The sequence below is a fragment of the Actinomycetota bacterium genome (assembly GCA_040905475.1).
In the GTDB taxonomy this organism is placed as follows: domain Bacteria; phylum Actinomycetota; class AC-67; order AC-67; family AC-67; genus DATFGK01.
Map to the genome: position 1 here is coordinate 1 of JBBDRM010000138.1, position 23,889 is coordinate 23,889.

Annotated in this window: 24 protein-coding genes; 11 read left to right on the forward strand and 13 right to left on the reverse strand. The window is 66.8% G+C overall.

Annotation, left to right across the window (positions count from 1 at the left end):
- Window positions 1–129: 129 nt before the first annotated feature.
- The 9 genes from WEB06_16670 to dnaA all read right to left on the reverse strand — a co-directional run bounded on the left by WEB06_16670 (window position 130) and on the right by dnaA (window position 10,769).
- On the reverse strand, window positions 130–1,572 hold the full coding sequence (locus tag WEB06_16670) for an RtcB family protein (protein MEX2557249.1): 1,443 nt from the start codon (window positions 1,570–1,572) through the stop codon (window positions 130–132).
- Window positions 1,572–1,973: an archease gene (locus tag WEB06_16675; GenBank protein MEX2557250.1), complete on the reverse strand. Its 402-nt coding sequence runs from the start codon at window positions 1,971–1,973 to the stop codon at window positions 1,572–1,574. The genes WEB06_16670 and WEB06_16675 overlap by 1 nt, the downstream gene beginning before the upstream one ends.
- Before the next feature lie 16 nt (window positions 1,974–1,989).
- Window positions 1,990–4,452 (reverse strand): DNA gyrase subunit A, encoded by a 2,463-nt coding sequence (gyrA, locus tag WEB06_16680; GenBank protein ID MEX2557251.1) that lies wholly within the window; start codon window positions 4,450–4,452, stop codon window positions 1,990–1,992.
- 1 nt (window position 4,453) lies between these two features.
- Window positions 4,454–6,367 carry a DNA topoisomerase (ATP-hydrolyzing) subunit B gene (gene gyrB, locus WEB06_16685; GenBank protein ID MEX2557252.1) on the reverse strand — a complete coding sequence of 638 codons (1,914 nt, stop codon included), beginning with the start codon at window positions 6,365–6,367 and terminating at the stop codon, window positions 4,454–4,456.
- Between the two features lie 304 nt (window positions 6,368–6,671).
- Window positions 6,672–6,959, reverse strand: a complete 288-nt coding sequence (locus WEB06_16690; GenBank protein MEX2557253.1) for a DUF721 domain-containing protein — start codon at window positions 6,957–6,959, stop codon at window positions 6,672–6,674.
- A 46-nt stretch (window positions 6,960–7,005) separates the two neighbouring features.
- Complete coding sequence (locus WEB06_16695) at window positions 7,006–8,109, reverse strand: DNA replication/repair protein RecF (GenBank protein MEX2557254.1); 1,104 nt, start codon at window positions 8,107–8,109, stop codon at window positions 7,006–7,008.
- 17 nt (window positions 8,110–8,126) lie between these two features.
- A complete protein-coding gene (gene dnaN, locus WEB06_16700; GenBank protein ID MEX2557255.1) occupies window positions 8,127–9,218 on the reverse strand; it encodes a DNA polymerase III subunit beta in 1,092 nt (363 codons plus the stop codon).
- Window positions 9,215–9,382 (reverse strand): hypothetical protein, encoded by a 168-nt coding sequence (locus WEB06_16705; GenBank protein ID MEX2557256.1) that lies wholly within the window; start codon window positions 9,380–9,382, stop codon window positions 9,215–9,217. The genes dnaN and WEB06_16705 overlap by 4 nt, the downstream gene beginning before the upstream one ends.
- The gene (dnaA, locus tag WEB06_16710; protein MEX2557257.1) at window positions 9,375–10,769 is read right to left on the reverse strand and encodes a chromosomal replication initiator protein DnaA; all 1,395 of its coding nucleotides are present in this window, start codon (window positions 10,767–10,769) and stop codon (window positions 9,375–9,377) included. Before dnaA ends, WEB06_16705 begins: the two co-directional genes overlap by 8 nt.
- Window positions 10,770–11,072: 303 nt before the next feature.
- Here dnaA and WEB06_16715 point away from each other — a divergent pair, with 303 nt between their 5' ends.
- The 10 genes from WEB06_16715 to WEB06_16760 all read left to right on the forward strand — a co-directional run bounded on the left by WEB06_16715 (window position 11,073) and on the right by WEB06_16760 (window position 19,938).
- Window positions 11,073–12,623, forward strand: coding sequence for a sulfatase (locus tag WEB06_16715; GenBank protein MEX2557258.1), 1,551 nt, complete (start codon window positions 11,073–11,075; stop codon window positions 12,621–12,623).
- 222 nt (window positions 12,624–12,845) lie between these two features.
- Window positions 12,846–12,980: a 50S ribosomal protein L34 gene (gene rpmH / locus WEB06_16720; protein ID MEX2557259.1), complete on the forward strand. Its 135-nt coding sequence runs from the start codon at window positions 12,846–12,848 to the stop codon at window positions 12,978–12,980.
- 360 nt (window positions 12,981–13,340) lie between these two features.
- Entirely contained in the window at window positions 13,341–13,604 is a 264-nt protein-coding gene (gene yidD / locus WEB06_16725) for a membrane protein insertion efficiency factor YidD (protein MEX2557260.1), read from the forward strand.
- Window positions 13,597–14,745, forward strand: coding sequence for a YidC/Oxa1 family membrane protein insertase (locus tag WEB06_16730; protein MEX2557261.1), 1,149 nt, complete (start codon window positions 13,597–13,599; stop codon window positions 14,743–14,745). The genes yidD and WEB06_16730 overlap by 8 nt, the downstream gene beginning before the upstream one ends.
- On the forward strand, window positions 14,742–15,449 hold the full coding sequence (jag, locus tag WEB06_16735) for an RNA-binding cell elongation regulator Jag/EloR (protein ID MEX2557262.1): 708 nt from the start codon (window positions 14,742–14,744) through the stop codon (window positions 15,447–15,449). Before WEB06_16730 ends, jag begins: the two co-directional genes overlap by 4 nt.
- Window positions 15,450–15,627: 178 nt before the next feature.
- On the forward strand, window positions 15,628–16,158 hold the full coding sequence (locus tag WEB06_16740; protein ID MEX2557263.1) for an RsmG family class I SAM-dependent methyltransferase: 531 nt from the start codon (window positions 15,628–15,630) through the stop codon (window positions 16,156–16,158).
- Window positions 16,155–17,084, forward strand: a complete 930-nt coding sequence (locus tag WEB06_16745; protein MEX2557264.1) for a ParA family protein — start codon at window positions 16,155–16,157, stop codon at window positions 17,082–17,084. Before WEB06_16740 ends, WEB06_16745 begins: the two co-directional genes overlap by 4 nt.
- Window positions 17,081–17,962: a ParB/RepB/Spo0J family partition protein gene (locus WEB06_16750; protein MEX2557265.1), complete on the forward strand. Its 882-nt coding sequence runs from the start codon at window positions 17,081–17,083 to the stop codon at window positions 17,960–17,962. The genes WEB06_16745 and WEB06_16750 overlap by 4 nt, the downstream gene beginning before the upstream one ends.
- A gap of 20 nt (window positions 17,963–17,982) precedes the next feature.
- Complete coding sequence (locus WEB06_16755; protein ID MEX2557266.1) at window positions 17,983–19,164, forward strand: aminotransferase class I/II-fold pyridoxal phosphate-dependent enzyme; 1,182 nt, start codon at window positions 17,983–17,985, stop codon at window positions 19,162–19,164.
- 138 nt (window positions 19,165–19,302) lie between these two features.
- Complete coding sequence (locus WEB06_16760; protein MEX2557267.1) at window positions 19,303–19,938, forward strand: GNAT family N-acetyltransferase; 636 nt, start codon at window positions 19,303–19,305, stop codon at window positions 19,936–19,938.
- Here the strand turns inward: WEB06_16760 and WEB06_16765 are convergent.
- The 3 genes from WEB06_16765 to WEB06_16775 form a co-directional block, all read right to left on the reverse strand.
- Complete coding sequence (locus tag WEB06_16765; protein MEX2557268.1) at window positions 19,935–21,005, reverse strand: N-acetylmuramoyl-L-alanine amidase; 1,071 nt, start codon at window positions 21,003–21,005, stop codon at window positions 19,935–19,937. The genes WEB06_16760 and WEB06_16765 overlap by 4 nt on opposite strands.
- A 40-nt stretch (window positions 21,006–21,045) precedes the next feature.
- A complete protein-coding gene (gene trxA, locus WEB06_16770) occupies window positions 21,046–21,375 on the reverse strand; it encodes a thioredoxin (GenBank protein MEX2557269.1) in 330 nt (109 codons plus the stop codon).
- Window positions 21,376–21,478: 103 nt separating this feature from the next.
- A complete protein-coding gene (locus tag WEB06_16775; protein MEX2557270.1) occupies window positions 21,479–22,618 on the reverse strand; it encodes a mandelate racemase/muconate lactonizing enzyme family protein in 1,140 nt (379 codons plus the stop codon).
- A gap of 52 nt (window positions 22,619–22,670) precedes the next feature.
- Between WEB06_16775 and WEB06_16780 the strand changes: the two genes are divergently transcribed.
- The gene (locus tag WEB06_16780) at window positions 22,671–22,934 is read left to right on the forward strand and encodes a hypothetical protein (GenBank protein ID MEX2557271.1); all 264 of its coding nucleotides are present in this window, start codon (window positions 22,671–22,673) and stop codon (window positions 22,932–22,934) included.
- Here WEB06_16780 and trxB read toward each other — a convergent pair.
- Entirely contained in the window at window positions 22,931–23,857 is a 927-nt protein-coding gene (trxB, locus tag WEB06_16785; GenBank protein ID MEX2557272.1) for a thioredoxin-disulfide reductase, read from the reverse strand. The two genes, WEB06_16780 and trxB, sit on opposite strands and share 4 nt — an antisense overlap.
- Window positions 23,858–23,889: the final 32 nt, after the last annotated feature.

Consider the following 23,889-nt stretch of genomic DNA (forward strand, 5'->3'; position numbering starts at 1 on the left):
GCATGATCAGCAGCAGGCAGAAGTAGAACAGGAGCGAGAACTTCAGCACCGACCACGGATCGATCTTGCGGAGGACGAGCCGGGCTCGGCGCCAGCCGTGCGAATAGCCGCGAGCCGGGGTGGCCGTGGCTACCCCTTGATGACCGCCAGTGGGCGGAGCCGAGCCACTTTCTTGGATAATCCCGCTCCTTCGCAGGTGTCGACGACCGATGTTACGTCCTTATACGCGTAGGGGGCTTCCTCCGCCAGCAGGCCGGGATGCGTGGCGTTGACCAGGATGCCTTGCTCCTCCAGGTCGCGCCGTACCTGGTCGCCTCCCATCCGCTTCTTGGCCTGCGTGCGGCTCATGGCGCGTCCTGCGCCGTGACAGGTGGACCAGAACGCCTTTTCACGCCCCTCGGTCGTACCGACGAGCACCCAAGAGCTCGTCCCCATCGAGCCGGGCACGATGACCGGCTGGCCCACCGCCTTGTATCGGTCGATCAGCTCCGGATGACCCGGCCCGAACGCCCGCGTGGCACCCTTCCGGTGGACGCACAGGTCGCGCTCGCGACCGTTTACCTCGTGGCGCTCGATCTTGGCGAGGTTGTGCGCCACGTCGTACACGAGGCGCATCCCCATCGACTCGGCGCTGCGCCCGACCACTTCCTCGAACGTTTCGCGAACCTCGTGCGCGAGCGCATGCCGGTTGGCACGAGCGAAGTTGGCGGCGGCCGCCATGGCGCCAAGGTAGCGCTCGGCTTCGGGAGCGGCAACCGGTCCGCACGCGAGCTGGCGGTCGGGCACTTCGATGCCCGTTCGTCGCATGAGCACGTCGAAGATCTTGAGCTGGTCGGTGCAGATCTGATGCCCGACGCCGCGCGATCCCGAATGGATCATCACGCAGACCGTCCCCTTCGCGAGCTCGAACGCCTCCGCCGCCCCGGCGTCGGCGATCAGATCGACGACCTGGACCTCGAGGAAGTGGTTCCCTGCGCCGAGCGAGCCGCACTGCGGGGCGCCGCGCTCGTACGCGCGATCGGACACGGCGTCCGCATCCGCGCCGGCGAGCCGGCCGTTGTCCTCGCAACGCTCGAGGTCCGACTCCCAGCCGAGCCCTCGCCCGAGCGGCCAGGCCGCGCCCTCTGTGAGCACGCCGCGCAGCTCTCGCCGGTCGAGACGAAGGATCCCCTTCGTGCCGACGCCGCGCGGGATCCGCCGTCCGAGCCGGACGCTCAACTCCGCCAAGACGTCCTTCACATCGGCGAGCGACAGGTCGCTGCGGAGCAGGCGCACGCCGCAGCAGATGTCGAACCCGACCCCGCCGGGCGAGATCACACCGCCGGCCTCCACGTCGGTGGCGGCGACGCCGCCTACCGGGAAGCCGTATCCCCAGTGGATGTCCGGCATCGCGTAGGAGGCTCGAACGATCCCGGGGAGCGTCGCGACGTTGGCCACCTGCTCCAGCGCACGGTCGTCGCGCGCCTTGGCGATCCCGGCGTCGTCCGCGAACACCCGGCCCGGCACGCGCATACCGGCGACCTCGCCGATCGGCACTTCCCATTCGAACGGTCCGACGCTGCGCGTCTTCATCACACGTCGAAGTAGACCTGAGCGCGCCAGCCCTCGCCGGTCCGCTCGACGAGCAGCTGGTGGTAGGTAACGGCTTTGATCGCCGGTCCGCCGACCGTAACGTTGTTCACGACACCAAACGTTCCCGCGGCGGTCGTTCCCGACACTTCGAGCTCAGCGTCGACCGGTAGCCAGCCCTGCGCCTCGAAACGCCACAGGGCTTCCTGCAGCACATCGGCGAGCAGCGCGGCGAGGTCGCCGGCCTCCCCCGACACCGCGACGCGATCGAAGGCCGGTGGCGGCTCTCCGTCGAGGACGACCGAAGCGGTTGCCCGGACGGCTTCGGAGAAGAGGCTCGGGATGTCGGGGGCGGTCGCTTCTATACCGATGTCGGCGGTGTGCTCGAGGATCCGGTAGGCCACGCGGCATGCGCGGGGCCTAGGCCTCGACCCCGGCCTCCTCGTCGGCGACCACGCGAGCGATCCCCGAGACCGTCTCGCCCTGCCCGAGACGCATCACGCGCACGCCTTGGGTGCCACGACCCATGCGAGAGATGTCCTTCGCCGCGATCTTGATGACGACGCCGCCGGAGGAGATCAGGAAGACCTCGTGTCCCGGCCGCACGACCGCGGCGCCCGCGATGGTTCCGCGGCGGGAGGTGAGCTTCGCCGTCTGCACGCCCTTGCCGCCGCGGTGATGACGTGGGTACTGGGTGAGCAGCGTGCGCTTTCCGAACCCGTTGTCGGTCACGACGAGCAGCTCGCCGTTGGGATCCACCACGTCGAACGCGACGACCTCGTCTTCGAGGCCGAGACGGATCCCGATCACGCCCGACGCGTCGCGGCCCATGGGACGCACTTCGGTCTCGGTGAACACCACGGCCTGCGCCTTGCGCGACACGAGGATCAGCTCGTCCTCGCCGGATGTGGCCTTGACCGAAACGACCTCGTCGTCGGGCCGCAGCTTCACCGCGATGATGCCGTCGCGCCGCGACGAGTCGTAGGCCGAGAAATTCGTCTTCTTGATGATCCCCTTCCTCGTCGCGATCACGAGGAACTTGTGCGTCTCGTAGTCACGCGTGTCGATCACGGCCGCCAGCGAATCCTCGCCGCTGAACGGCAGCAGATTGCGGATCGAGATGCCGCGAGCGGTGCGATCCTTCTCGGGGATCTCGTGGGCCTTGATCCGGTACACCTTCCCCCGGCTCGAGAAGAACAGCACGTACGCGTGATTCGTCGTCGTCAGGAGGTGCTCGACGATGTCGCCTTCCTTGGGTTTGGCCCCGCGGATGCCCTTCCCGCCGCGGCCCTGCGTGCGGTAGACGTTCGCAGGGACGCGCTTTATGTAGCCCGACCGCGTTACGGTCAGCACGACCTCGTCGTCGGCGATGAGGTCCTCGACGTTGATGTCGGCCTCGTCGGCGCGGATGTCGGTGCGGCGCGGGCTGGCGAACTTCTCCTTGATCGCGAGCAGCTCGTCCTTGACGATCTTCCGCACCTTCGCGGGGTCGGCGAGGATCGCCTTGTACTCCTTGATCTTCGCCATCAGCTCCTTGTGCTCATCCTCGATCTTCTGGCGCTCGAGCGCGGCCAGCCGGCGCAGCTGCATGTCGAGGATGGCGGTCGCCTGGACCTCCGTCAGCTTGAACTTCTTCATCAGGCCGGTGCGGGCTTCGTCGGCGTCCTTCGACGCCCGGATCAGCTTGATGACCGCGTCCAGGTTCTTCAAGGCGACGAGCAAGCCCTCGAGGATGTGCGCCCGCTCCTCCGCCTTCCGCAGGCGGTAGCGCGTGCGCCGCGTGACGACGTCGACCTGATGGGCGATGTAAACCTTGATCGCCTGCGCCAGGTTCAGGGTCCGCGGCACACCGTCGACGAGCGCGAGCATGTTCACGCCGAACGAATCTTGCAATTGCGTGTGCTTGAAGAGGTTGTTGAGCACGACCTGCGGGATCGCGTCGCGCTTCAGCTCGATCACCAGGCGCAGGCCCTGCCGGTTGGATTCGTTGCGCACGGCTTTCGCGCTCGGCGTGATGCCGACGATGACCTTCTTGTCGACGAGCTCCGCCACCTTCGCCAGCACGCGGTCGCCGGAGACCATGTACGGGAGCTCGGTGACGACGATCTGCGTCTTCCCTGCCTTCGATTCCTCGATCGTGGCCTTCGCGCGGACCTTGATCGAGCCGCGCCCGGTCTCGTACGCGTCCTTTATCCCCTGCCAGCCCATGATGATTCCGCCGCCTGGGAAGTCGGGACCCTTGACGTGCTTCATCAGCCCGGCGGGCGTGATATCGGGCTCGTCGATCGCGTCGATCACCGCGTCGATCACCTCGCCCAGGTTGTGGGGCGGGATGTTCGTCGCCATTCCGACCGCGATCCCGGTCGAGCCGTTGACGAGCAGGTTCGGGAAGCGCGCCGGCACGACGACGGGCTCTTGCTCCTCGCCGTCGTAGTTGGCGATGAAGTCGACGGTCTCCTCGTCGATCCCCGACAGAAGCTCCATCGCCAGCGGCGCGAGGCGGGCTTCCGTGTACCGCATCGAAGCCGGCGCGTCACCGTCGACCGAGCCGAAGTTTCCCTTTCCGTCGACGAGCGGGTGGCGCATCGCGAAGTCCTGGGCCATGCGCGCCAGAGCGTCGTAGATCGCCGTGTCGCCGTGCGGGTGGTACTTACCCATCACACTACCGACGAGGCGCGCGGACTTCTTGTACGGCGTCCCCGGCCGGGCGCCTTCCTCTTGCATGCCCCACAGGATCCGCCGGTGGACCGGTTTCAGTCCGTCCTTCGCGTCGGGAAGCGCGCGCCCCACGATGACGGACATCGCGTAATCGAGGTAGGAGCGCTTGACCTCCTCCTCGATGTCTATAGGTTCGATGCGGCGTTCGAGCGGGGTGTCTGCCATATCAGATGTCGACGAATGCGTCCTTGGCGTTCTTCTGGATGAACTCGCGGCGGCCCTCGACGTCCTCGCCCATCAGCGTCACGAAGATCTGGTCGGCGAGCGCCGCGTCCTCGAGCGTTACTTGCAAGAGGTTGCGCGTTTCGGGGTTCATCGTGGTCTGCCACAGTTCCTCGGCCGGCATCTCGCCGAGGCCTTTGAACCGGCCGATCTGTGCCTTCTTGCCGTTGTTCGCCTTGAGTATCGCATCGCGTTCCTTGTCGCTGAACACGTAGTGGACCTCGTTCGCACCGAACCGGATCGAATACAGGGGCGGCTGCGCGATATACATGTAGCCCTGCTCGACGACCGTGCGCATGTGCCGGAAGAAGAAGGTCAGCAGCAGCGTGCGGATGTGGGCGCCGTCCACGTCGGCGTCGGTCAACATGATGACCTTGCCGTAGCGACGCTTCTCGATGTCGGCGTCGTCCCCGATCCCGGTCCCCACCGCGCTGATGAGCGCCTGGATCTCCGCGTTCTCGAGGATCTTGTGGAGCCGCGCCTTCTCCACGTTCAGGATCTTGCCGCGGATCGGCAGGATCGCCTGGAACTCCCGGTTGCGCGCCTGCTTGGCGCTGCCGCCGGCCGAGTCCCCCTCGACGATGAACACCTCGGTCGAGTTGTTATCGGTCGACGAGCAGTCGGCGAGTTTGCCCGGAAGGCCGCCGGCGTCGAACGCGCTCTTGCGCGCGATGTCGCGTGCCTTCTTCGCCGCCAGTCGCGCGCGCGCCGCCTGTATGCCCTTCGCGACGATCCGACGCCCTTCAGTGGGGTGCTCCTCGAACCACTCCGCGAGCCGCGCGTTGACCGCCTTCTCGACGAACGCGCGGATCTCTGTGTTCCCGAGCTTCGTCTTGGTCTGACCTTCGAACTGGGGGTCGCGAAGCTTCACCGACACGATGCCGGTGAGCCCTTCGCGGATGTCCTCGCCCTGAAGGTTCTCTTCCTTCTCCTTCAGAAGGATCTTCGCGCGCGCGTAGCGGTTCACCACGTTGGTGACGGCCTTCTTGAAGCCCTCCTCGTGGGTGCCGCCCTCGTGCGTGTTGATCGTGTTCGCGAATGTGTTGATGGAATCGGTGTAGCCGGTGTTCCACTGCATCGCGATGTCGACCTCGCGCCCCTCCTCCGCCTGCTCGAAGTAGATGACGCGGTTGAGGGTCTCGCGGCCGGTGTTGAGCGCCTTGACGAAGTCGGCGATGCCGCCGGTGAAGCGGAAGTTCTCTTCTTCCGGCGGGGTCGGGCGCTCGTCGCGAAGGACGATCTGCACGCCCTTCGTCAAGTACGCGAGCTCCTTCAGCCGCTGAGCGAGGATGTCGGTCTTGAACTCGAGTTCGTCGAAGATGACTGGGTCGGGCCAGAAGGTGAGCTTCGTTCCCGTCTTCTTTGTGGGCTTGCCCTTGGTGAGCTTCGTGACCGGCTTGCCGCGCTCGTACGACTGACGCCACTCGTGGCTGTCGCGATACACCTCGACATCCAGTCGCTTCGAGAGCGCGTTGACGACAGAAACGCCGACGCCGTGCAATCCACCGGACACGGTGTAGCCTTTGCCCTCGAACTTCCCACCGGCGTGCAGAGTAGTGAGGACCACCTCGACCGCGGGCCGGCGATCCTTACGACCCGGGATCGGCGCGACCGGGATGCCGGCGCCGTCGTCGGTGACCGTCACACTGTTGTCTGCATTGACCACGGCCACGATCTTGGAGCAGCGCCCGGCGAGGGCCTCGTCGATCGAGTTGTCGACGACCTCATAGACGAGGTGATGCAGACCTCGCGGCCCCGTGGACCCGATGTACATCCCGGGACGCTTTCGGACGGCCTGCAGCCCTTCGAGGACCTTGATGTGCTGGCTGCCGTATTGCTCTTCGACCGCTTTCGCCAACCCGCGCTCCTGGCTCGAATCAACCGCGTTCCAGAGGCTCAACCCCCCCGGAGAGACCCCGCCCGGACCCTGTTCCGGCGCCCTTTTTCCACACAGCCAGCCCACCGTGGGAAGGGCGGTTCTGGGGCTCGCGTCCGGTCCGGAAGCATGGCGCGCCGGACCGGGTCTTAGTCGAGGACGCTCAGACACGATTATAGCACGTCAGAGGCGGTTTTTCGGTGCCTCAACGGCCCAGAAAGGCGCTTTTTCCGGGTCTCGACGGGCGAGCGTTTCGCGGGCCTCGCGGGGCAGTGGACCCGGGCCCTCAGCGGCGGTTGACGGACCCCGCCACCACGGCCACTTCCCGGACGTGGCCCGGGCCGAGGAAGTGCGCAGCCGTCGACGCGAGCGAGGACCCCAGAAGGGCAAGCTCGGCGGCCCAGGCACCGCCTTCCACGCGGATCGTAAGGCGACCGCTCTCGAGCCGGACCGGCTCGCTCCGGGCGGCGACCTGATCCCCAACGACCTCGGCCCATCGCGCCTTGAGACGCCCGAGGGCCATCTGTTCTTCCCAGCCCCGCTGGGTGATCAGCTGTTTAACAGCTTCCGACACCGGCGCCGGATCACTCCCTTCACGCTCTCGGCCACGGGGGCCGCGTTCACGCATGGGGGCTCACGCCCTGAACGCTAACTCTCATTACTTCCCAGCGCAGTGAAGTTGGCAACTCCTTGATATCAGAACATGTAGCTATCACCTGTGCCCCGGGCGGGAGGGCGGCCTCCAGTCGATCCCGCCGGTCGGGATCGAGGAGCCCGAACGCGTCGTCCAGAAGCAGTACGGGCATTTCGCCGACCCTGTTCGCGATCGCAGCGTGAGCGCCGAGAACCAGGGCCAGAGTGGCCAGCCAGGCTTCCCCTTGGCTGGCGTGGCTGCGGGCCGGAAGCCCGTCGATCGCGATCTCGAGGTCGTCGCGGTGGGGACCGGCCAGGGTCGTCTTCCGTATCACTTCGTCGTTGCGACGCTCCTCGAGGCGGCGCCGGATCGCTGATGTCCAGGCCACCGGTGTCGGATCATCCGGCGTAGCTACGTTCGGCGCGTATGCAACGTGGAGCCGGCTGGACCCACCGACCGCGGCGAACGCCTCGCTCGCGGCCGGCGACAGCGCGATGAGAGCCTCGGCGCGGCCCGCGCACAATTCTCCGCCGGGTCCGGCGAGCGCCTCGTCCCAAGCGTCCAGGCCCGCGGGAACACGTCCATCGGATTCGCGCAAGAGGGCGTTCCGTTGTCGCAGCGCGCGTTCGTACTCACGGATCACTGCGTGATAGCGCGGGTGCAGCTGGATGAGCAGTTCGTCGGCGAACCGCCGGCGCTCACCGGGGTCTCCGCGCACGACCGAAACGCGCTCCGGTGCGAAGATCGACGCTCGCAACGCTCCAAGAACGTCCCGCCGGCGCGGCACCGACGCACCGCCTAACTTCGCCCGTGCGCGGCCCTGGGTGACGATCTCGAGCTCCACGAGGTCGTCCCGGCCTTCGTGCTCCACCGAGGCGCGGACGATCGCAGACGTCTGCCCGGATCGAACAAGAACCGCGTCAGCGGAGGTCCGATGAGAGCCGAGCGAAGCGACGTACCAGATCGCTTCGAGGATCGACGTTTTGCCGGATGCATTCGGCCCGACCAGAGCAACGTGCTCTCGTGGGAAGGCGAGCGTCAGCGCCTCCCAGCATCGGAAGCCGGCGAGTTCCAGGTTTGTGAGCCGCAACCCCGAACGGGTTTCCGCTATGAGATGCGAACCGGCATGAGCAGGTAGAGGAACGACCCGCCCTCGGGCGACCGCAACACCGCCGGCTTGAGTCCGTCCCGGCACGAGAGCACGACCTCGCTTCCCTCGATAGCTTGCACGCCGTCGGACAGGTACGTTGGGTTGAACGCGATCGCCAGCGGCTCGCCTTCGTACTTCCCCTCGACCAGATCTGCAGCTTCGCCCACGTCTTGGGTCCCTGAGGTGAGCCGGACACCCGCCGGTCCAAGCTCGAGTCGCAACGGCGTTCCCTGCTGCGCCAGGATGCCGACCCGTCGCACCGACTCGAGGAACGCCTCACGATCGACCGTCAGATGGTTCGGCTGATCTTCGGGGACGAGTTGCCGCCAGTTCGGGAATTCGCCTTCGATCAAGCGCGTCGTCAGACGACGGTCGTTTCCCTGCACCGAGACCTGGGTCTCTCCGAGCGACAGCGTCACGTCGCCCTCACCTTCGGCGGCGCGCGCCGCCTCGGACAACGCGCGCGCCGGAACGACGCGCTTCAGACTCTCCTGAGGGCCCTTCCATGCGATCTCGCGGATCGCGAGGCGATAGCTGTCCGTCGCGGCGAAGGTGATCTTGGCCCCCTCAGACTCGATCAGGACGCCGGTCAGGATCGGGCGCGCCTCGTCACGCGAGGCGGCCTTCGTAACTTGTCCGACCGCCAGCGCGAACTCCCCGGCCGGCACCGTTCCACCGGGGGCGTCGCTTGGCCCGGCGAGCGCGGGGAAATCCTCGGTCGGCAGGGTTCGCAGCGTGAACTCCGCCGAACCGCACGTGATCCGGGCCTGCCCGCCGTCGGCCTCGACCCGGACGGTACCGGGTGGCAGCGTGCGCGCGATCTCGCCCAACACCCTGCCGGGAAGGACCACGCGACCCTTGCCGTCGATCCCGCCGTCGACCTTCGCCTCGGCGCCGACCTCGAGATCGGTCCCTGCCAATCGGATCCCATCGTCCTCGGCGACGACAAGCACACCGCCGAGAACCGGGAGGGTTGCCCGTGTACCAACCGAACGCAGCACCCAAGAACTGGCTTCCGCGAACGCGTCCCGCTCGATCCTGATCTTCACGTTGTCCTCCTCCACAGATCGTACGGGGTGCCTATGACATTGATCTTCATAAAACTAGGGTCGAAGAAGTAGTAGGGCGTGTGGATGATGTGGACGACCGCGTCGACCAGGGTGAACCGGGCGAAATCCTGGGGACGACGCGTGTGCGCAACTGGGCTACCCATGGGTCGCTCCCGTTGCGCGACGCCGGATCCGGGCCGTCAGCTCCTGGACCTGTGAATAAATGGCCTCACGTTCCCCCATGTGTTTCTTGATCTTCGACTCTGCGTGCATCACGGTCGTGTGGTCGCGTCCACCGAACGCCTCACCGATCTTTGGTAGCGACAACGGCGTCAGCTCACGGCAGAGATACATCGCGACTTGACGCGCGGTAACGAGCGGCCGAGACCGCGATGGTCCGACGAGCTCCTCACGCGTGACGGAAAAGTACGAAGTCGTTTCCTTGATGATCGCCTCGACGGGGATATCGCCGGTGCCCTCCGAGGGTAGCAGCGGCCGAAGCACGTCCTGCGCGAGTGCCAGGGTTACGGGAACGCTGGACAGCGACGCGTAGGACACGACGCGGATCAGCCGCCCCTCCAGCTCTCGGATGTTGTTCTGCACGCGCTGCGCGATGAACTCTAAGACGTCGTTGGGGACGTTGAACCCTTCACCAGCGGCCTTTTTCTGCAAGATCACGACCCGCGTTTCGAGATCTGGAGGCTGGACGTCCGTGATCAGCCCCCACTCGAATCGGCTCCGTAAGCGATCTTCGAGGCTCGCGATCTGCGCGGGCGCCCGGTCGGAGGAGATCACGATCTGGCGGCCGTCGTTGTAGAGCGCGTTGAACGTGTGGAAGAACTCTTCTTGGGTCTGCTCCCCTCGAGCGAGGAACTGGATGTCATCGACGAGAAGAAGATCTGCCTCACGGTAGCGCTGGCGGAAGGCCTGCATCTTCTCTTCGCGCACGCCCATGATGAACTCGTTCATGAATTGTTCGCTCGAGACATAGCGGACGACCGCAGACGGATAGAGGCGGCGGACGTGATGTCCCACCGCGTGGAGCAGGTGCGTCTTTCCGAGACCTGCGCCGCCGTAGACGAAGAGGGGGTTGTAACTACGAGCCGGTTGCTCCGCGACGGCGAGCGCTGCGGCGTGGGCGAAACGGTTGGACGGACCGATCACGAACGAGTCGAACGTGTACTTCGGGCTCAACGGCGAGGAAGCCGACGGCGGGCGAGCGCTCGGTCGCTCGACCGTCGGGCTGAGCGGAGCCGGCGGATCCATCACGGCGACGGGGGCCGGGTCGGGAGCGGCCCCCTTGGCGTCCACCAGGACTTCCAGATCGAGGTGCCGGCCGGCAGCTTCACCGAGCGCGTCGGTCAGCAACGTCGCATAGCGGCTCTCGAGCCACTCCTTCGCGAACGCCGACGGCGCCGCGAGCACGATCGTGTTGCCGCGGAGGCGTACCGGGCGCGTGCCCTCGATCCAGGGTTTCGCGCCGGGGGACATGGAGCTCGACCGCAAACGCTGGAGCGCGCTCGCCCAGAGCGCTTCCGCGGTCTCGCTCATGAGCCCTCCGATTTCCACAGGCCGTATCCACATATGTGGAAAACACCTGGGGAAGACTCCGGGCCATACTCGAGGCACGACGAAACCGAGGGTCGGGAAGGATGAACCCAACGGAGACGGTTTCCGGAGGGGCCGCAGACTAACATCGGCCTCTGAGGCCTTCAAGAACGGGAATCTCGGTGGATGGGAGAGACCTTTCATCCAGCCTGACCCGTGACGGTTCGGGTTCGGCAAGCAGGTGATCGGCCCGGATCTGCTGAAGACGTTCTCGAGGTTCCTCGCGGGATCGGTGGGGGTGCAGTGGTGAGACGAGGCGCACGTCGCTGGGCTGTTCTGACCGCGGCTTCGATCGCGCTCACCGTCTCGCCCGGACGCGCTCAACAACCGGCGCGGCCCAACGTCGTCGTGATCATGACCGACGATCAGACGCTCGAGCAGATGCGTGTCATGGACGCCACGCGCGCACTGATCGGCGACGCCGGTGTGACGTTCGAGAACTCGCTCGTCTCGTTCCCGATCTGCTGCCCGTCGCGCGCGACCTTCCTCACCGGCCAATACGCGCACAATCACGGCGTGCTCGAGAACGAGCCGCCGACCGGTGGGTACGAGGCGTTCGACCACCAGAATTCTCTGCCGGTGTGGCTGCAGGAGGCCGGCTACCGGACGATCCACGTCGGCAAGTTCCTCAACGGCTACGGCGAAGAGGATCCGTTGGAGATCCCCGCCGGATGGACGGAGTGGTACGGGACGGTCGACCCCTCCACGTACCGGATGTGGGGCTACACGATCAACGAGAACGGAGCGCTCCACACCTACGGCTCGATCGAGGACGAGGACCCGGCCTTCTACCAGACCGACGTGCTCGCGGCGAAGGCCGTCGACGCCGTCGGGCGCGCGGCGGACGATGGCGAACCGTTCTTCCTGTCGTTCGCGACGCTCGCGCCGCACCGGGAGGTCACGATCCTGGCCGAGCAGAGCGGCCCGCGCCCGGCACCGCGGCACAAGGGCGTCTTCTCGGGCGAGACGTTCCCACAAGCGCCCAACTTCAACGAGCAAGACATGAGCGACAAGCCGCTGTTCATGCAGGTGAAGCCCTCGCTCGACCAGCCGGCGATCGAGGAGATCGACGATCGGTACCGCAACGAGCTCGAGTCGCTGCTCGCGGTCGACGAGGCCGTGGAGGCGATCGTCGCCGCGCTCGAGGCGGAGGGGATCCTCGACGAGACCTACGTGATCTTCACCTCCGACAACGGCTATTTCCACGGGGAGCATCGGACGCCGGACGAGAAGATCCTCGCGTACGAGTCGGGCTCGCGCGTTCCGCTGTTGATGCGCGGGCCGGGGATCCCGGCCGGAACCGTGATCGAGGAGTTCGTCGCCAACATCGACCTGGCGCCGACCATCGTGGAAGTCGCCGATGCCACAGCGGGCCTCGCGATGGACGGCCGTTCCCTGCTGCCTTTCGCGGCCGAACCGCAGCGCCGGACGCTGCGGCCGCTCGTGATCGAGTCGTTCATGCCGGTGGGCTCGCTCCTGGAGTTCTTCCTCCAGCAGATCCCGCTGCCCGCTTCCCATTCGGTGGCGCTCCCCGGGCCCTTGGGGGACATCCCGCTCGGCAACGCGGTCCTTCCCTACCAAGCGGTCCGCACGGAGCGATACCTGTACGTCGAGTACGTCACCGGCGAACGCGAGCTGTACGACCTCGTCGAGGATCCCTGGCAGATGAGTTCGGCCCATCTCGACCCGCGATACCTCCGCACCCAGCTGGCGCTGCTGCTGACCCTCGAGCGGTTCCGTCTCTGCGCGGGCGAAGCGTGCCGCGCTGAGATAGCGCCGATCCCCGACCCGTCGTAGCGGGAGTGGCGGCCCGCCTAAGTCGCCACACTCTTCGAACGGACGCACGATGACAGGACCAGCCCTCAAACGGAGATCGTTGAGGCACAGGGCCCCGGCCGCCGCCAGGACCGGCTGACCCACGCCGATCCACCGAGGAAGCGACACGTCCACGACCGGAAATCGCGCCTTTGTTGACGGTGTTCCGAGCAGACGCGTAGACTTCGGCGACTTCTCACAACCATGAAGCGCACCTACCAGCCGCATCGGCGACGCCGCAAGCGCACCCACGGGTTTCGCGCTCGCATGCGCACGCGCGCAGGCCGCGCGGTGCTCGCCCGCCGACGCCGCAAGCAGCGCACGCGGCTCACCGTGTAGGCGCCTGGCCCGCGCTCGAGCATCGATGGGAAAGATCGGAAGGCTCACGTCGCCCGCCGACTTCCGCCGTACCTACTCCGAAGGCAAGCGAGCATCGATTGGGGCCGTCGTAGCGCATGTGCGTCCCACGAACGGATCGGGGCCGGCTCGGATCGGAGTGACGGCGGTGCGCGGTCTCGGTGGATCCGTGAGTCGCAACCGAGCCAAACGCCGTCTCCGGGAGGCCGTTCGCGCGGTGCAGGATGAGGTTCGCCCGGGATCCGATGTCGTGCTGGTCGCCTCAGCGGCAGCCACGCGGGTGGACTTCCAGGATATGGTAGATAGCATTCGCCGCGCACTTGCACAGGCCGGGGGCTGTCGGTGAAGCAGCTGATCAGGGTCCCTGCTCTGCTCGTGATAGGCATCATCCGGCTGTATCAGCTCTCGCTCGCGCGGATGATGCCGCAGCGCTGTCGGTTCCATCCCTCGTGCTCAGAGTACGCCGTCGGGTCGCTGCGCGAGAACGGGCTCATCCGCGGCGGGATGGCCGCCGGCTGGCGGGTCGTGCGCTGCGGTCCGTGGAACCGGGGCGGGCTCGACCCCGTGAAGGCTCGGGGCTCGGTTGAGGGGGCCGCTCGTGGCTGAGGCCTGGGGCGCGATCCTCCGGTTCCTCGGCTCCGTACTGTCGGCGATCTACGACGTCATCCCTTCGTACGGGGTCGCGATCATCATCCTCACCATTTTGGTTCGCGTCGTGCTGATCCCTCTGACGGTGAAGCAGATCCGGTCGATGAGCGCGATGCAGAAGATTCAGCCGGAGCTCAAGCGGCTCCAGCAGAAGCACAAGGGCGACCGGCAAAAGATGAACGAAGAATTGATGAAGCTCTACAAAGAGCACGGCGTCAACCCACTCGGTGGGTGCTTCCCTCTCCTGATGCAGGCGCCGGTTTTCATCGCGCTGTACTCCGTGCTCCGCGCGGCGGTCCCCGTGCCGGCGGTCGCGGTGAACGCCGCGACTCCCGAGGAGTTCCCGGAGAAGACCTCGATCTGTCGGCCGCTCGAACGGTCCGCTGCGTCCACCACCTTGATGTGCGAGATCACGAGCAGCGACGGCAAGACGGTCGAGCAGGAAGAGATCGAAGTGATCGACGGCCGAGCCGGAACCGGAGGTGGGTTGCCGGCCTTCGTGACCCTCTGTAAGCCGGGAGACGTTCTCATCGACGGCCAGGACGCCTTCGGCTTCCGTTGTCAGTCGCCGGTCGGCACGGGTCACTTACCGAGAGCGCAGACCGGGGAGTTCAAACCGGATTCCTTGGGCGACGCGCTCGTAAGGGACGAGGCCACGTTCTTAGGGATGCACCTCGCCTGCTCACCAACTCAAGCAACGAGCAGGACCACCATCCGCCAGTGCACGGCCGCTGAGGATGCCGCGGGTGGCGCAAGCCTGGTCGCGTACTTCGCGCTCGTCGCCCTGATGATCGGGACCACCTACTACCAGCAGAAACAGATGTCTCGTCAGGCGACCGGCCCGCAGGCCAAACAGATGCAGATGATGGGCCGCATCATGCCCGTCTTCCTCGGCTTCATCTCTCTGAGCATGCCGACCGGGGTGTTGATCTACTGGGTGATCTCTAACATCTGGACGATCGGGCAGCAGCAGTTCTTCCTGAGCAGGCAGATGATCGGTCAACCCTCCCCGCCGAGCGCCGGCGACGACGACAAGGGGAAGCCCTCCAAGCCGAAGCCCAAGCCGAAGCCCAAACCCAAGCCCAAACCCAAGCGATGAGCGAAGGGGTCGTTGCCTCCGGCCGCTCGGTCGAGGAAGCGATCGACCGAGCGCTCGAGATGCTCGGCGCGACAGACGACGAGGTCGAAGTCCAGATCCTGTCAGAGGAAGGCGCCGGCTTCGAACGCGGTGAGGCCAAGGTCAGGGTGCGCTTGCGCGACGAGCGCACCGAGGAGGACCTGGCGCTTGCCCGCGAGTCGGAGACGGCGTTCGAGCCGCCTGTTGCGACAGAGTCCCCTCTGGCGGCCGAAGAGCTCGAAGACCAAGCACAGGCAGCCGAAGAGTTCTTGCACGGGCTCATCGAAGCGATGGATCTCGATGCCGATGTCTCGACGTCGCTCACGTCCCACGCGGCACTTCTCGAGCTCACCGGAAATGAGCTTGGCCTGCTCATCGGACGCCGCGGCTCAACGCTCGAGGCGCTGCAGGAGGTCACCCGCGCGGCCGTTCAACGTCGGGTCGGCCAGCGCGCCTGGGTGAACCTCGATATCGAGGGATATCGGGCGCGACGGCGCGTGATCGTCGAGCGGAAGGCCCGGTCGCTGGCAGCGCGGGTTCGGAAGTCGGGTCGACCGCAGGAGCTCGAGCCGATGTCGGCGTACGAGCGGAAGATCGTCCATGACAGCCTGGCGGATTTCCGCGGAGTGCGCACCAGTAGTGATGGCGAGGGGCAGGAACGGCACGTCGTCATCAGCCCTGCCTAACGCAATCGCTCGAGACCTGGGCTGCGTTCGACCCCACCAAACCGGCCCATCGGTGTCCCGGCGTTAGGATGCTTCCCAAGGACACATGAGTTTCACGAGAAACATTGCCCGTGATCGGGGCGTGCTTGGCGCGTTGCTTCAGCGACTCGGCCTTCCCCTCAACTTTGCCTCTCCCCTGATGGCTCATGCCGCTGCTGTGGCCGGCGCGTCGGACCGGCTTGGTTTGGTTGCGCCTGGGGATCGAGGCTCGATGGTTGCTCGCCATACGGCGGACTCGCTGCTCTTCGCTCTGGCGCGCCCACCGATCCCGGGGGAAACCTGGGTGGACGTCGGGTCTGGGGCGGGGTTCCCAGGTCTGGTCCTTGCCTGCTGCTATCCGGAAACGAGGTTCACGCTGATCGAACCGAGCGAACGGCGGGCCGGATTCCTCGAGCTGCAGTTGGCCGGCCTCGGTCTCGCGAACGTGGAGGTCGTGGCCCGGCGCCTCGAGGATGTGTCGGGCGCCTTCGATATCGGGGTCGCCCGAGCTTTTCAGGCTCCTTCTCTCGCCCTCCGCAGCATGATTACGCTGGTAAAGGTGGGTGGCCGAGTGATCGTCGCCGCCGGCCCTCACGAGGCCGTCCCGGCGGGAGCGACGGCCGTCACGCTCGAGCGTCTCGGCGACGTTGACTCGCCGGGCGTGCTCTTTATGATGAGCCGCGAGGTATGACTCCACTTCCTGGCAGTCTCTACCATATCGAGCGGCAGACCCAGGCCGCTTCTTCACCAGTATCTGCCAGTTTTCACGGCATCTTTGCGTTCACGAACCAAAAGGGCGGGGTCGGGAAGACCACGACGGCAGTGAACCTCGCGGCGTGCCTGGCCGACGAAGGCATCCGGACATTGCTCGTCGATCTCGACCCGCAGGGGAACGCGAGCACGGGTGTCGGCGTCGACCGTCGCGCCGTTAAGGTCGGAACCTACGAAGTGCTCGGCGGGTTGGATCCGGCCGAAGGAATCATCGAGACTCCCATCGAGCGTCTCTCCGTGCTGCCGTCGACGATCGATCTTGCGGGAGCGGAGATCGAACTCGTTGCCGCGTTCGCGCGCGAGTCCAAGCTTCGCGGCTGCCTCTCCGGTTTGCGCGACCGGTACGACGCCATCCTCATCGACTCGCCGCCCTCACTCGGCCTGCTGACGATCAACGCGCTCGTCGCAGCCGACGCGATCGTCGTGCCCGTGCAATGCGAGTACTACGCGCTGGAGGGCCTCGGGCAACTGCTGCGGACGATCGACCTCGTGCGCGACGGCCTCAACCCGGCGCTGCGCATCGCCGGTGTCGTCCTCACGATGTTCGATGCGCGCACGCGGCTCGCCGAGCAAGTCGTCGCGGAGGTTCGCCGTCATTTCGGCGACGCGGTGTTCAAGACGGTCATCCCACGGAGCGTCCGGCTTTCGGAAGCGCCGGGGTTCGGACGGCCGATCACGCGCTACGACCCGGCGACGCGCGGCGCCGTCGCCTATCGGGATCTGGCGCGCGAGTTCATCACCCGATGGAGCACGGAAGGCAAGGTCGGAACTCCGGCGGCTCCGGAGGGGAATGCACCCGATGGTTCGCCGGCCGGCTCACCGATGCGCGAGGAGGATCGACCATGAACGCAAGCGACGGATACGACACGCGTCCGCGCGGCGGCCTCGGGCGCGGGCTGAGCGCGTTGCTTCAAACTCCTTCGACATCGCTGCGTGAGGTTGCGCTCGACGATATCGCGCCGAACCCTCGACAGCCGCGATCAGAGTTCGACGACGAGGCGCTCGACACGCTCGCCGCGTCGATCCGAGCGGTCGGCGTACTGCAGCCGGTCATCGTGCGGTCTCGCGACGGCGGGGGATTCGAGCTGGTGGTCGGGGAGCGGCGGTGGCGGGCGGCCCGCCGTGCCGGTCTGCAGCGCATCCCGGCGATCGTCCGTGAGACCGGCGACGGAGAGCTCCTGCGAGACGCGCTCATCGAGAATCTTCACCGCGAGGACCTGAATCCGCTGGAGGAGGCGGCCGCGTACCGCCAGCTGCTCGACGACATCGGGCTCACCCATGAGGAGCTCGCCGAGCGAGTGGGCCGAAGCCGCGCCGCGATAACGAACGCGCTTCGCCTGCTCGGACTCTCAGCGACGGTGCAGGTCCGGATCGCCGGAGGGACGCTGAGCGCAGCGCACGGGCGAGCGCTCGCCGGCCTCGCAGATCACGAGCACCAGGAAGGCGCAGCGCAGCGGGTCGTCGCGCAGAACCTCAGCGTCCGGCAAACGGAAGATCTCGTCCGCCGGCTCGTCGAGGGCGGTGCCGGCCTGAAGACGCGTGCTGCGAGCTCACGCGTGAACCGCCCGCCGGGGATATTGGAAGTCGAGAAACGCCTTTCCGATATGCTGGAGACGCGTGTGAACGTCGCGCTCGGACGTCGCCGCGGACGGCTCACCATCGAGTTCGCCGACCTCTCCGACCTCGACCGGATATGGCGTGTGATCGCACGCGACGACGCCTGACGAGACGTTAGGAGGATCCCGTGGAGTTCCGCCGGATCGATCGGTTGCCGCCGTACGTCTTCAACGTCGTGAACGACTTGAAGGCAGCGGCTCGCCGAGCCGGCGAGGACATCATCGATCTCGGGATGGGGAACCCGGATCTCGGGTCGCCGCACCAGGTGGTCGACAAGCTCGTCGAGGCGGCGCAGAACCCCAAGAATCACCGCTACTCGTCGAGCAAAGGCCTGCCGAAGCTGCGGAAGGCGATGAGCGACTGGTACGAGCGCCGGTTCGGTGTGACGCTCGACCCGGACGGCGAAGTGGTGCAGACGATCGGCGCGAAGGAAGGTATCTCGCACCTCGCGTGGGCGCTGGTCCAGCCGGGTGATACCTGTCTGGTCCCCGAGCCGACGTATCCGATCCACACGTTCTCGCTTGCGCTCGCCGGCGCCGACGTGCACGCCGTTCCGCTCGGCCCCGAAGAGGACTTCTTCGCGAACCTGCTCGAGGGATACGAACGCACGTGGCCGCGCCCGCGCATGGTCCTGACCAGCTTCCCGCACAATCCGACGACCACGTGCGTCGATGCCGGATTCTTCGAACGGCTCGTCGCGTTCGCGAAGGAGCGCGACCTCATGGTCGTGCACGACTTCGCCTACGCGGACATCGCGTTCGACGGCTACAAGCCCCCGAGCTTCCTCGCGACGCCCGGCGCGAAAGACGTCGGCGTCGAGATCTTCTCCCTGTCGAAGTCGTTCTCGATGGCCGGCTGGCGGATCGCGTTCGCGCTCGGGAACCCGGAGATGATCGGCGCGCTCACCCGGTTGAAGTCCTACCTCGACTACGGCGTCTTCCAGCCGATCGCGATCGCATCGATCATCGCGCTGAACGAGTGCGAGGACGAGACGAAGGTCTACTGCGACGTGTACCGTTCTCGCCGGGACGTGCTCATCGAGGGACTCGCGCGCGCCGGATGGGAGGTTCCGCCGCCGCAGGCGACCATGTTCGTCTGGGCGAAGATCCCCGAGGAGTTCGCGTCGATGCGGTCGCTCGAATTCGCCAAGTACCTCTTGTCGGAGGGGAAGGTTGCGGTTTCGCCGGGCGTCGGCTTCGGCCGAGCCGGCGACACTTACGTGCGTTTCGCCCTTGTCGAGAACGAGCATCGCATCAAGCAAGCGACACGCGGGATCCGCAAGGCGCTCGCGGCCGGGCCGCCGCGATAGGGGGAACCAGTGCCCGTGGCAGATTCGTCGGAGATTCGCCGGGCGATTCTCGGTGTGCTCCTCGGGATCGCGCTCGGCGCGTTGATCGGATTGATGGGCCGTCGCGGCGGATCCCGGCGGGCCGCCTAAGACGTCCTTATGGGGATCGGACGCCGGATCGCCGACCTCGATCTGGGAAGCCTTCACGAGCTCCCGAATCGCTGCCGGGGATGCGTCTTCTGGGAGCTATCGCCGTTGGATCGCGCCATCGCCGTCGAGGCCGATCCCGAGTTCGAGAAAGAGGTTTGGTGCTCGACGGTCTGTCTCCACCACGGGTCGGCGGGCAAGGTGGCGTACATCGACGGACAGCTCGTCGGCTACGCGCTCGCCGGGCCGCCGAGCGAGTTCCCGCGATCTGAGTCCTTCCCGGCGCGTGTTTCGAAGGATGCGTGGTTCCTGGCTACGGCGTTCGTCCTCCCTGAGGCGTGGGGGCGAGGGGTCGGCAAAGCGCTCGTCCAAGCCGTGCTGAAGGACGCGAAAGAGCGCGGGAAACGCGCGCTGGAGTGTTTCGCCGACCGCACCTGGGCCGGGCCCGACTGCATGCTCCCTGCTGCGTTCTGCGAGAGCGTCGGTTTCAGGGTCCGGCGCGATCACGTGCGCTTCCCGCTCATGCGGATCGACGTGCGATCCCTCGGGAAGCTCACGTCGAGCGCGGCGGAAGCGGTGGAGGAGTTCCTGCGCTCGGTGAAGATCCCGACGCCGGCACCGGGCGCCGCGCGATCCGTCCAGCGCTAGATCGCGACCGGTCGCCGCGCGAACGCTCGCAGCCCCGCGGCGATCGCCTCCGCGGCTCTGCGCTGGAACCCGACGTCGACGAGGAGCTTCTCGTCGTCTGGGTTGGTGATATGAGCGGGCTCGATCTGCAAGGCCGGCATCCGAGTTTCACGCAAGATCGGGAACTGTTTCGCGTGTGCGCCCGCGTCGGGGATATCGAGGCCGAGCAGCTCCTCTTGGATGCACTCCGCCAACCGCGCTCCGGCTTCGGACCGGAACCGGTCGTGCCCGAAGTAGAAGCACGACGCGCCGCGACGGTGCGGGTCGCGCGAGCCTCCCGCGTGGATCGAAAGGATCGCGTCGGCGTCGAGCGCGTTCGCCAGCGTCGCGCGCTGTGATTCGGTCGGGCCGGAGCTTGCGTCGCGCGTCTGGTAGACGATCACGCCGGCGGCGGTAAGCACCGACTCGAGTCGCTGGGCGATCGCGAAACCGACCTCCGCCTCGAGCAGGCCGCCGGGCCCGACGTGTCCGGCGTCCTCGGCGCCGTGCCCCGCGTCGACCACGAGATGGAGCCCGGCGATACCCGGCCCGAAGCGACGGAGCTGCTCGCGCTCGCGCAGCGGAGCCGCGGAGGTCGAGCGGCCGGTCGCCGGCAGTCCGGCAAGTGCTCGAAGCGTCGAGCGACCGACGATCGCATCGGAAGGGACGCCGTAGTTGGCCTGGAATTCGCGAACCGCTCGCGCGGTGCGTGCTCCGAAGATGCCGTCCACCCGGCCGACATCGAAGCCGAGCGCGCCGAGCCGTTCTTGAAGCGCGCGGACGTCGTCGCCGCGCAGGGCCGGCGCGCGAAGATAAAGGGTTCGGTCGCCGAGGCTCCAGGATGCTTCGACGAGCTCTCGCCAGGTGGCTTCCCCGACGAGCCCGTCGATCGCCAGGCCGCGGAGCTCCTGGAAGTCACGGACGGCTCCCTCGGTCGAGGGTCCGAACGTGCCGTCGAGCTCGACCGCCGCGATCGGAAGATCGAGCGCGAGCAGACGACGTTGAACATCGCGAACCGCGGAGGAGCGCGTGCCGGGACGGATCAGCATGGGGTCGTACCGGACCCCCGCCCGATCCTGGGGCGGGAGCCTAAGACAGGAACTCGGCGAGGTCGCCGAGGATCTGCTGCTTGCCGCGCGCCCCGACGAGCCGTCGTTTCTCGACGCCGTCCACGAACAGCACCATCGACGGGATCGAGAGGATCCCGAAGCGGCGAGCGGTGTCCGGGTTCTCGTCGATGTCGAGCTTGGCGATGGTCAGAGCGCCTTGCTTCTCGCTTGCGATCTCCTCGAGGACCGGGGCGACCATGTGACAGGGACCGCACCACTCCGCCCAGAAATCGACCAGAACGGGCGTGGAGCTTCCGAGGACCTTTTCCTCGAAATCGGAATCGGTCACCTGGATCGTCGGACCTGCCATGAACACCTCCGTAAGCGAGGCGGCGCCCGGAAGCGCCGCGCGCTGAGTCTATCAACGTGCTACATGCGCTGAAACGCCTCGATGCCGACGTGTATTCCCCCTGCTAGATCGGCACTCCATGGGCCTGGACCCGCGCGAGGTCGAGCTCCACGCCGAGGCCCGGCGCCGAGGGCATCGTCACCATGCCGTCGGGATCGACCGCGATCGGGGACGTGAGCATGGCGTCGCGTGCCCCGGGCACCCAGCCCGGCGGATCGTAGGGGTATTCGAGCCAGGTTCCCTGCGTCGCGGCGAGCACGTGCATGTTCGCGGCGAGCCCCAGGCCGTTGGACCAGGTGTGCGGCGCGAACCCCAGCCCGAACTGAGCCGCCATGGACGCGATCTGCAGGGCTCCGGTGATCCCTCCGGTGAAGGTCGCGTCCGGCTGGACGATGTCCACCGCGCGCCGCTCGATCATCTCGCGCAGCGGCCACACGTCGCCCGACAGCTCTCCGCCGGCGATCGGGGTCGTCGTCGTGTCGCGCAGGCGCCGGTATCCCTCGAAGTCGAACTGATCGAGCGGCTCCTCGAGCCACGCGACGTGGAACTCCTCGTACGCCCGAGCGGTCTCCATCGCGCGCTTGAAATCCCAGCGGACGGGGTTCTCCGGCGCGAACGTGTCGACGCGCCACCCCTGGTTCGCATCCGCGGCGATAACGAGGTCGTCTCCGGCGGCCTCCCGGACGGTGCGCACTTCCTTCACGTCCTCGCGGAACGTCGGATGCCGCGGACGGAGCTTGATGGCCTTGAAACCGCGCTCGATGGCCGCGAGCGCGTCCTCGGCGCGCCGGCGCGGGTCGCGGAGCTCGCCGAACGACGCGTACGCCGGGACGCGATCACGCGCGCCTCCGAGATAGCGGTACAGGGGCATGCCTGCTGCCTTGGCGGCGAGGTCGTAGATCGCCGTTTCGACGAACCACACGCGCTGACCGAGCACGCGCACCGCAGTCTCGAGCAGCGGCCGCAGCTCTTGCGGGCGCGTCGGGTCACGCCCGATCAAGAAGGCGCGCATGAGGTTGACGGGGCCGCGCGCTTCGTCGGCGAACGCGATCCAGCCGGCGATCCCGTCGAGGCCCTCATCGGTGACGAGGCGATAGACGACGCACGAGTTGTTCTGGCTCGCGAGGCCGGGCACCCACGACGGGGAGAAGGGAGCCGGAAGCGGGAAGTGACAGATCCACGCGTCTATCCGCTCGATCTTCATCGCCTGGCCTCCCCGCGCGTCCCGGTGTTTCGCATCGTAGACTCTGGCCGTCATGCCCCGCTACCTGCGCTGGATCGCCGCCGTCACCGCCGGGATCGTCATCCAATTCGCGGTCCAGGTGCTGTTCCTCGCGATCGCCGTGGGGGGAGACCCAGACAAAGAAGTAACGATCGGCGGCGCGGAGGGGGCGCTGATCACCTTCGGGGCTGCGATCCTCAACGTGATCGCCGCGCTCGCCGTCAACGATTGGCTGGCCGGGAAGTATCCGATCGAACGGCGCCGCGTCGCGGCCGAGGAAAAGACGCCCGGGCGTTAGTGGCCCCGGGCCTCGAGCCAGCGCTCGACGTCGATCGCAGCCGAGCAGCCCATCCCCGCCGCGGTTATCGCCTGGCGGTAGATGTGGTCGACGACGTCGCCGGCGGCGAACACGCCGTCCACGCTCGTCGCCGTTCCGGGGTGCTGCACCTTGATGTAGCCGTTATCTTGCAGCTCGAGCTGGCCTTTGAAGAGCCCGGTGTTGGGATCGTGGCCGATCGCGACGAACATCCCGCCGACCTCGAGGTTGGATGTCTCATCGGTCTTGACGTTGCGCAGGCGGAGGTTGGTCACGCGCCCGTCGGCGCCTTCGACCTCGTCGACGGTGGTGTCCCAGATGAAGTCGATCTTGTCGTTGGCGTGCGCGCGGTCTTGCATGATCTTCGAGGCGCGCAGCGCGTCGCGGCGATGGACGATGGTCACGTTCGAGGCGAACTTGGTGAGGAAGTTGGCTTCCTCCATCGCACTGTCACCGCCGCCCACGACCACCAGCGGAACGCCGCGGAAGAAGAATCCGTCACACGTCGCGCAGGTTGAGACGCCGCGACCGAGGTACTCGCGCTCGCCGGGGATGTCCAGCATCCTCGCGGTCGCACCGGTCGAGATGATGAGGGCCTGCGCCTCGTAGGTCGCCTCGCCGACCTCCACGACGAACGGCCGCTTCGAAAGATCGACCATGGTGGCATCGGCGGTCACGAACTTCGCGCCGAACCGCCCCGCCTGGGCGCGGAACTTCTCCATCAGCTCTGGGCCAAGGATGCCGTCGGGGAACCCCGGGTAGTTCTCGACTTCGGTGGTCAGCATGAGCTGACCCATCGGGGCGGCACCCTCGATGATCAGTGGCTCGAGGTTCGCGCGCGCCGTGTAGAGGGCCGCGGTCAGTCCTGCCGGGCCCGAGCCGACGACGACGACTTTCTCCGCCAATCCAAGGGTCCTTTCACGGATCGAAGTGGCAG

Coding starts and splice junctions, on each gene's coding strand:
- gyrA (MEX2557251.1), bottom strand. CDS start 4,452: ATGGCAGACACCCCGCTCGAACGCCGCATCGAACCTATAGACATCGAG.
- WEB06_16745 (MEX2557264.1), top strand. CDS start 16,155: ATGACTCCACTTCCTGGCAGTCTCTACCATATCGAGCGGCAGACCCAG.
- WEB06_16740 (MEX2557263.1), top strand. CDS start 15,628: ATGGCTCATGCCGCTGCTGTGGCCGGCGCGTCGGACCGGCTTGGTTTG.
- WEB06_16780 (MEX2557271.1), top strand. CDS start 22,671: ATGCCCCGCTACCTGCGCTGGATCGCCGCCGTCACCGCCGGGATCGTC.
- WEB06_16775 (MEX2557270.1), bottom strand. CDS start 22,618: ATGAAGATCGAGCGGATAGACGCGTGGATCTGTCACTTCCCGCTTCCG.
- WEB06_16750 (MEX2557265.1), top strand. CDS start 17,081: ATGAACGCAAGCGACGGATACGACACGCGTCCGCGCGGCGGCCTCGGG.
- WEB06_16670 (MEX2557249.1), bottom strand. CDS start 1,572: ATGAAGACGCGCAGCGTCGGACCGTTCGAATGGGAAGTGCCGATCGGC.
- dnaA (MEX2557257.1), bottom strand. CDS start 10,769: ATGAGCGAGACCGCGGAAGCGCTCTGGGCGAGCGCGCTCCAGCGTTTG.
- jag (MEX2557262.1), top strand. CDS start 14,742: ATGAGCGAAGGGGTCGTTGCCTCCGGCCGCTCGGTCGAGGAAGCGATC.
- trxA (MEX2557269.1), bottom strand. CDS start 21,375: ATGGCAGGTCCGACGATCCAGGTGACCGATTCCGATTTCGAGGAAAAG.
- WEB06_16765 (MEX2557268.1), bottom strand. CDS start 21,005: ATGCTGATCCGTCCCGGCACGCGCTCCTCCGCGGTTCGCGATGTTCAA.
- WEB06_16705 (MEX2557256.1), bottom strand. CDS start 9,382: ATGGGTAGCCCAGTTGCGCACACGCGTCGTCCCCAGGATTTCGCCCGG.
- WEB06_16760 (MEX2557267.1), top strand. CDS start 19,303: ATGGGGATCGGACGCCGGATCGCCGACCTCGATCTGGGAAGCCTTCAC.
- rpmH (MEX2557259.1), top strand. CDS start 12,846: ATGAAGCGCACCTACCAGCCGCATCGGCGACGCCGCAAGCGCACCCAC.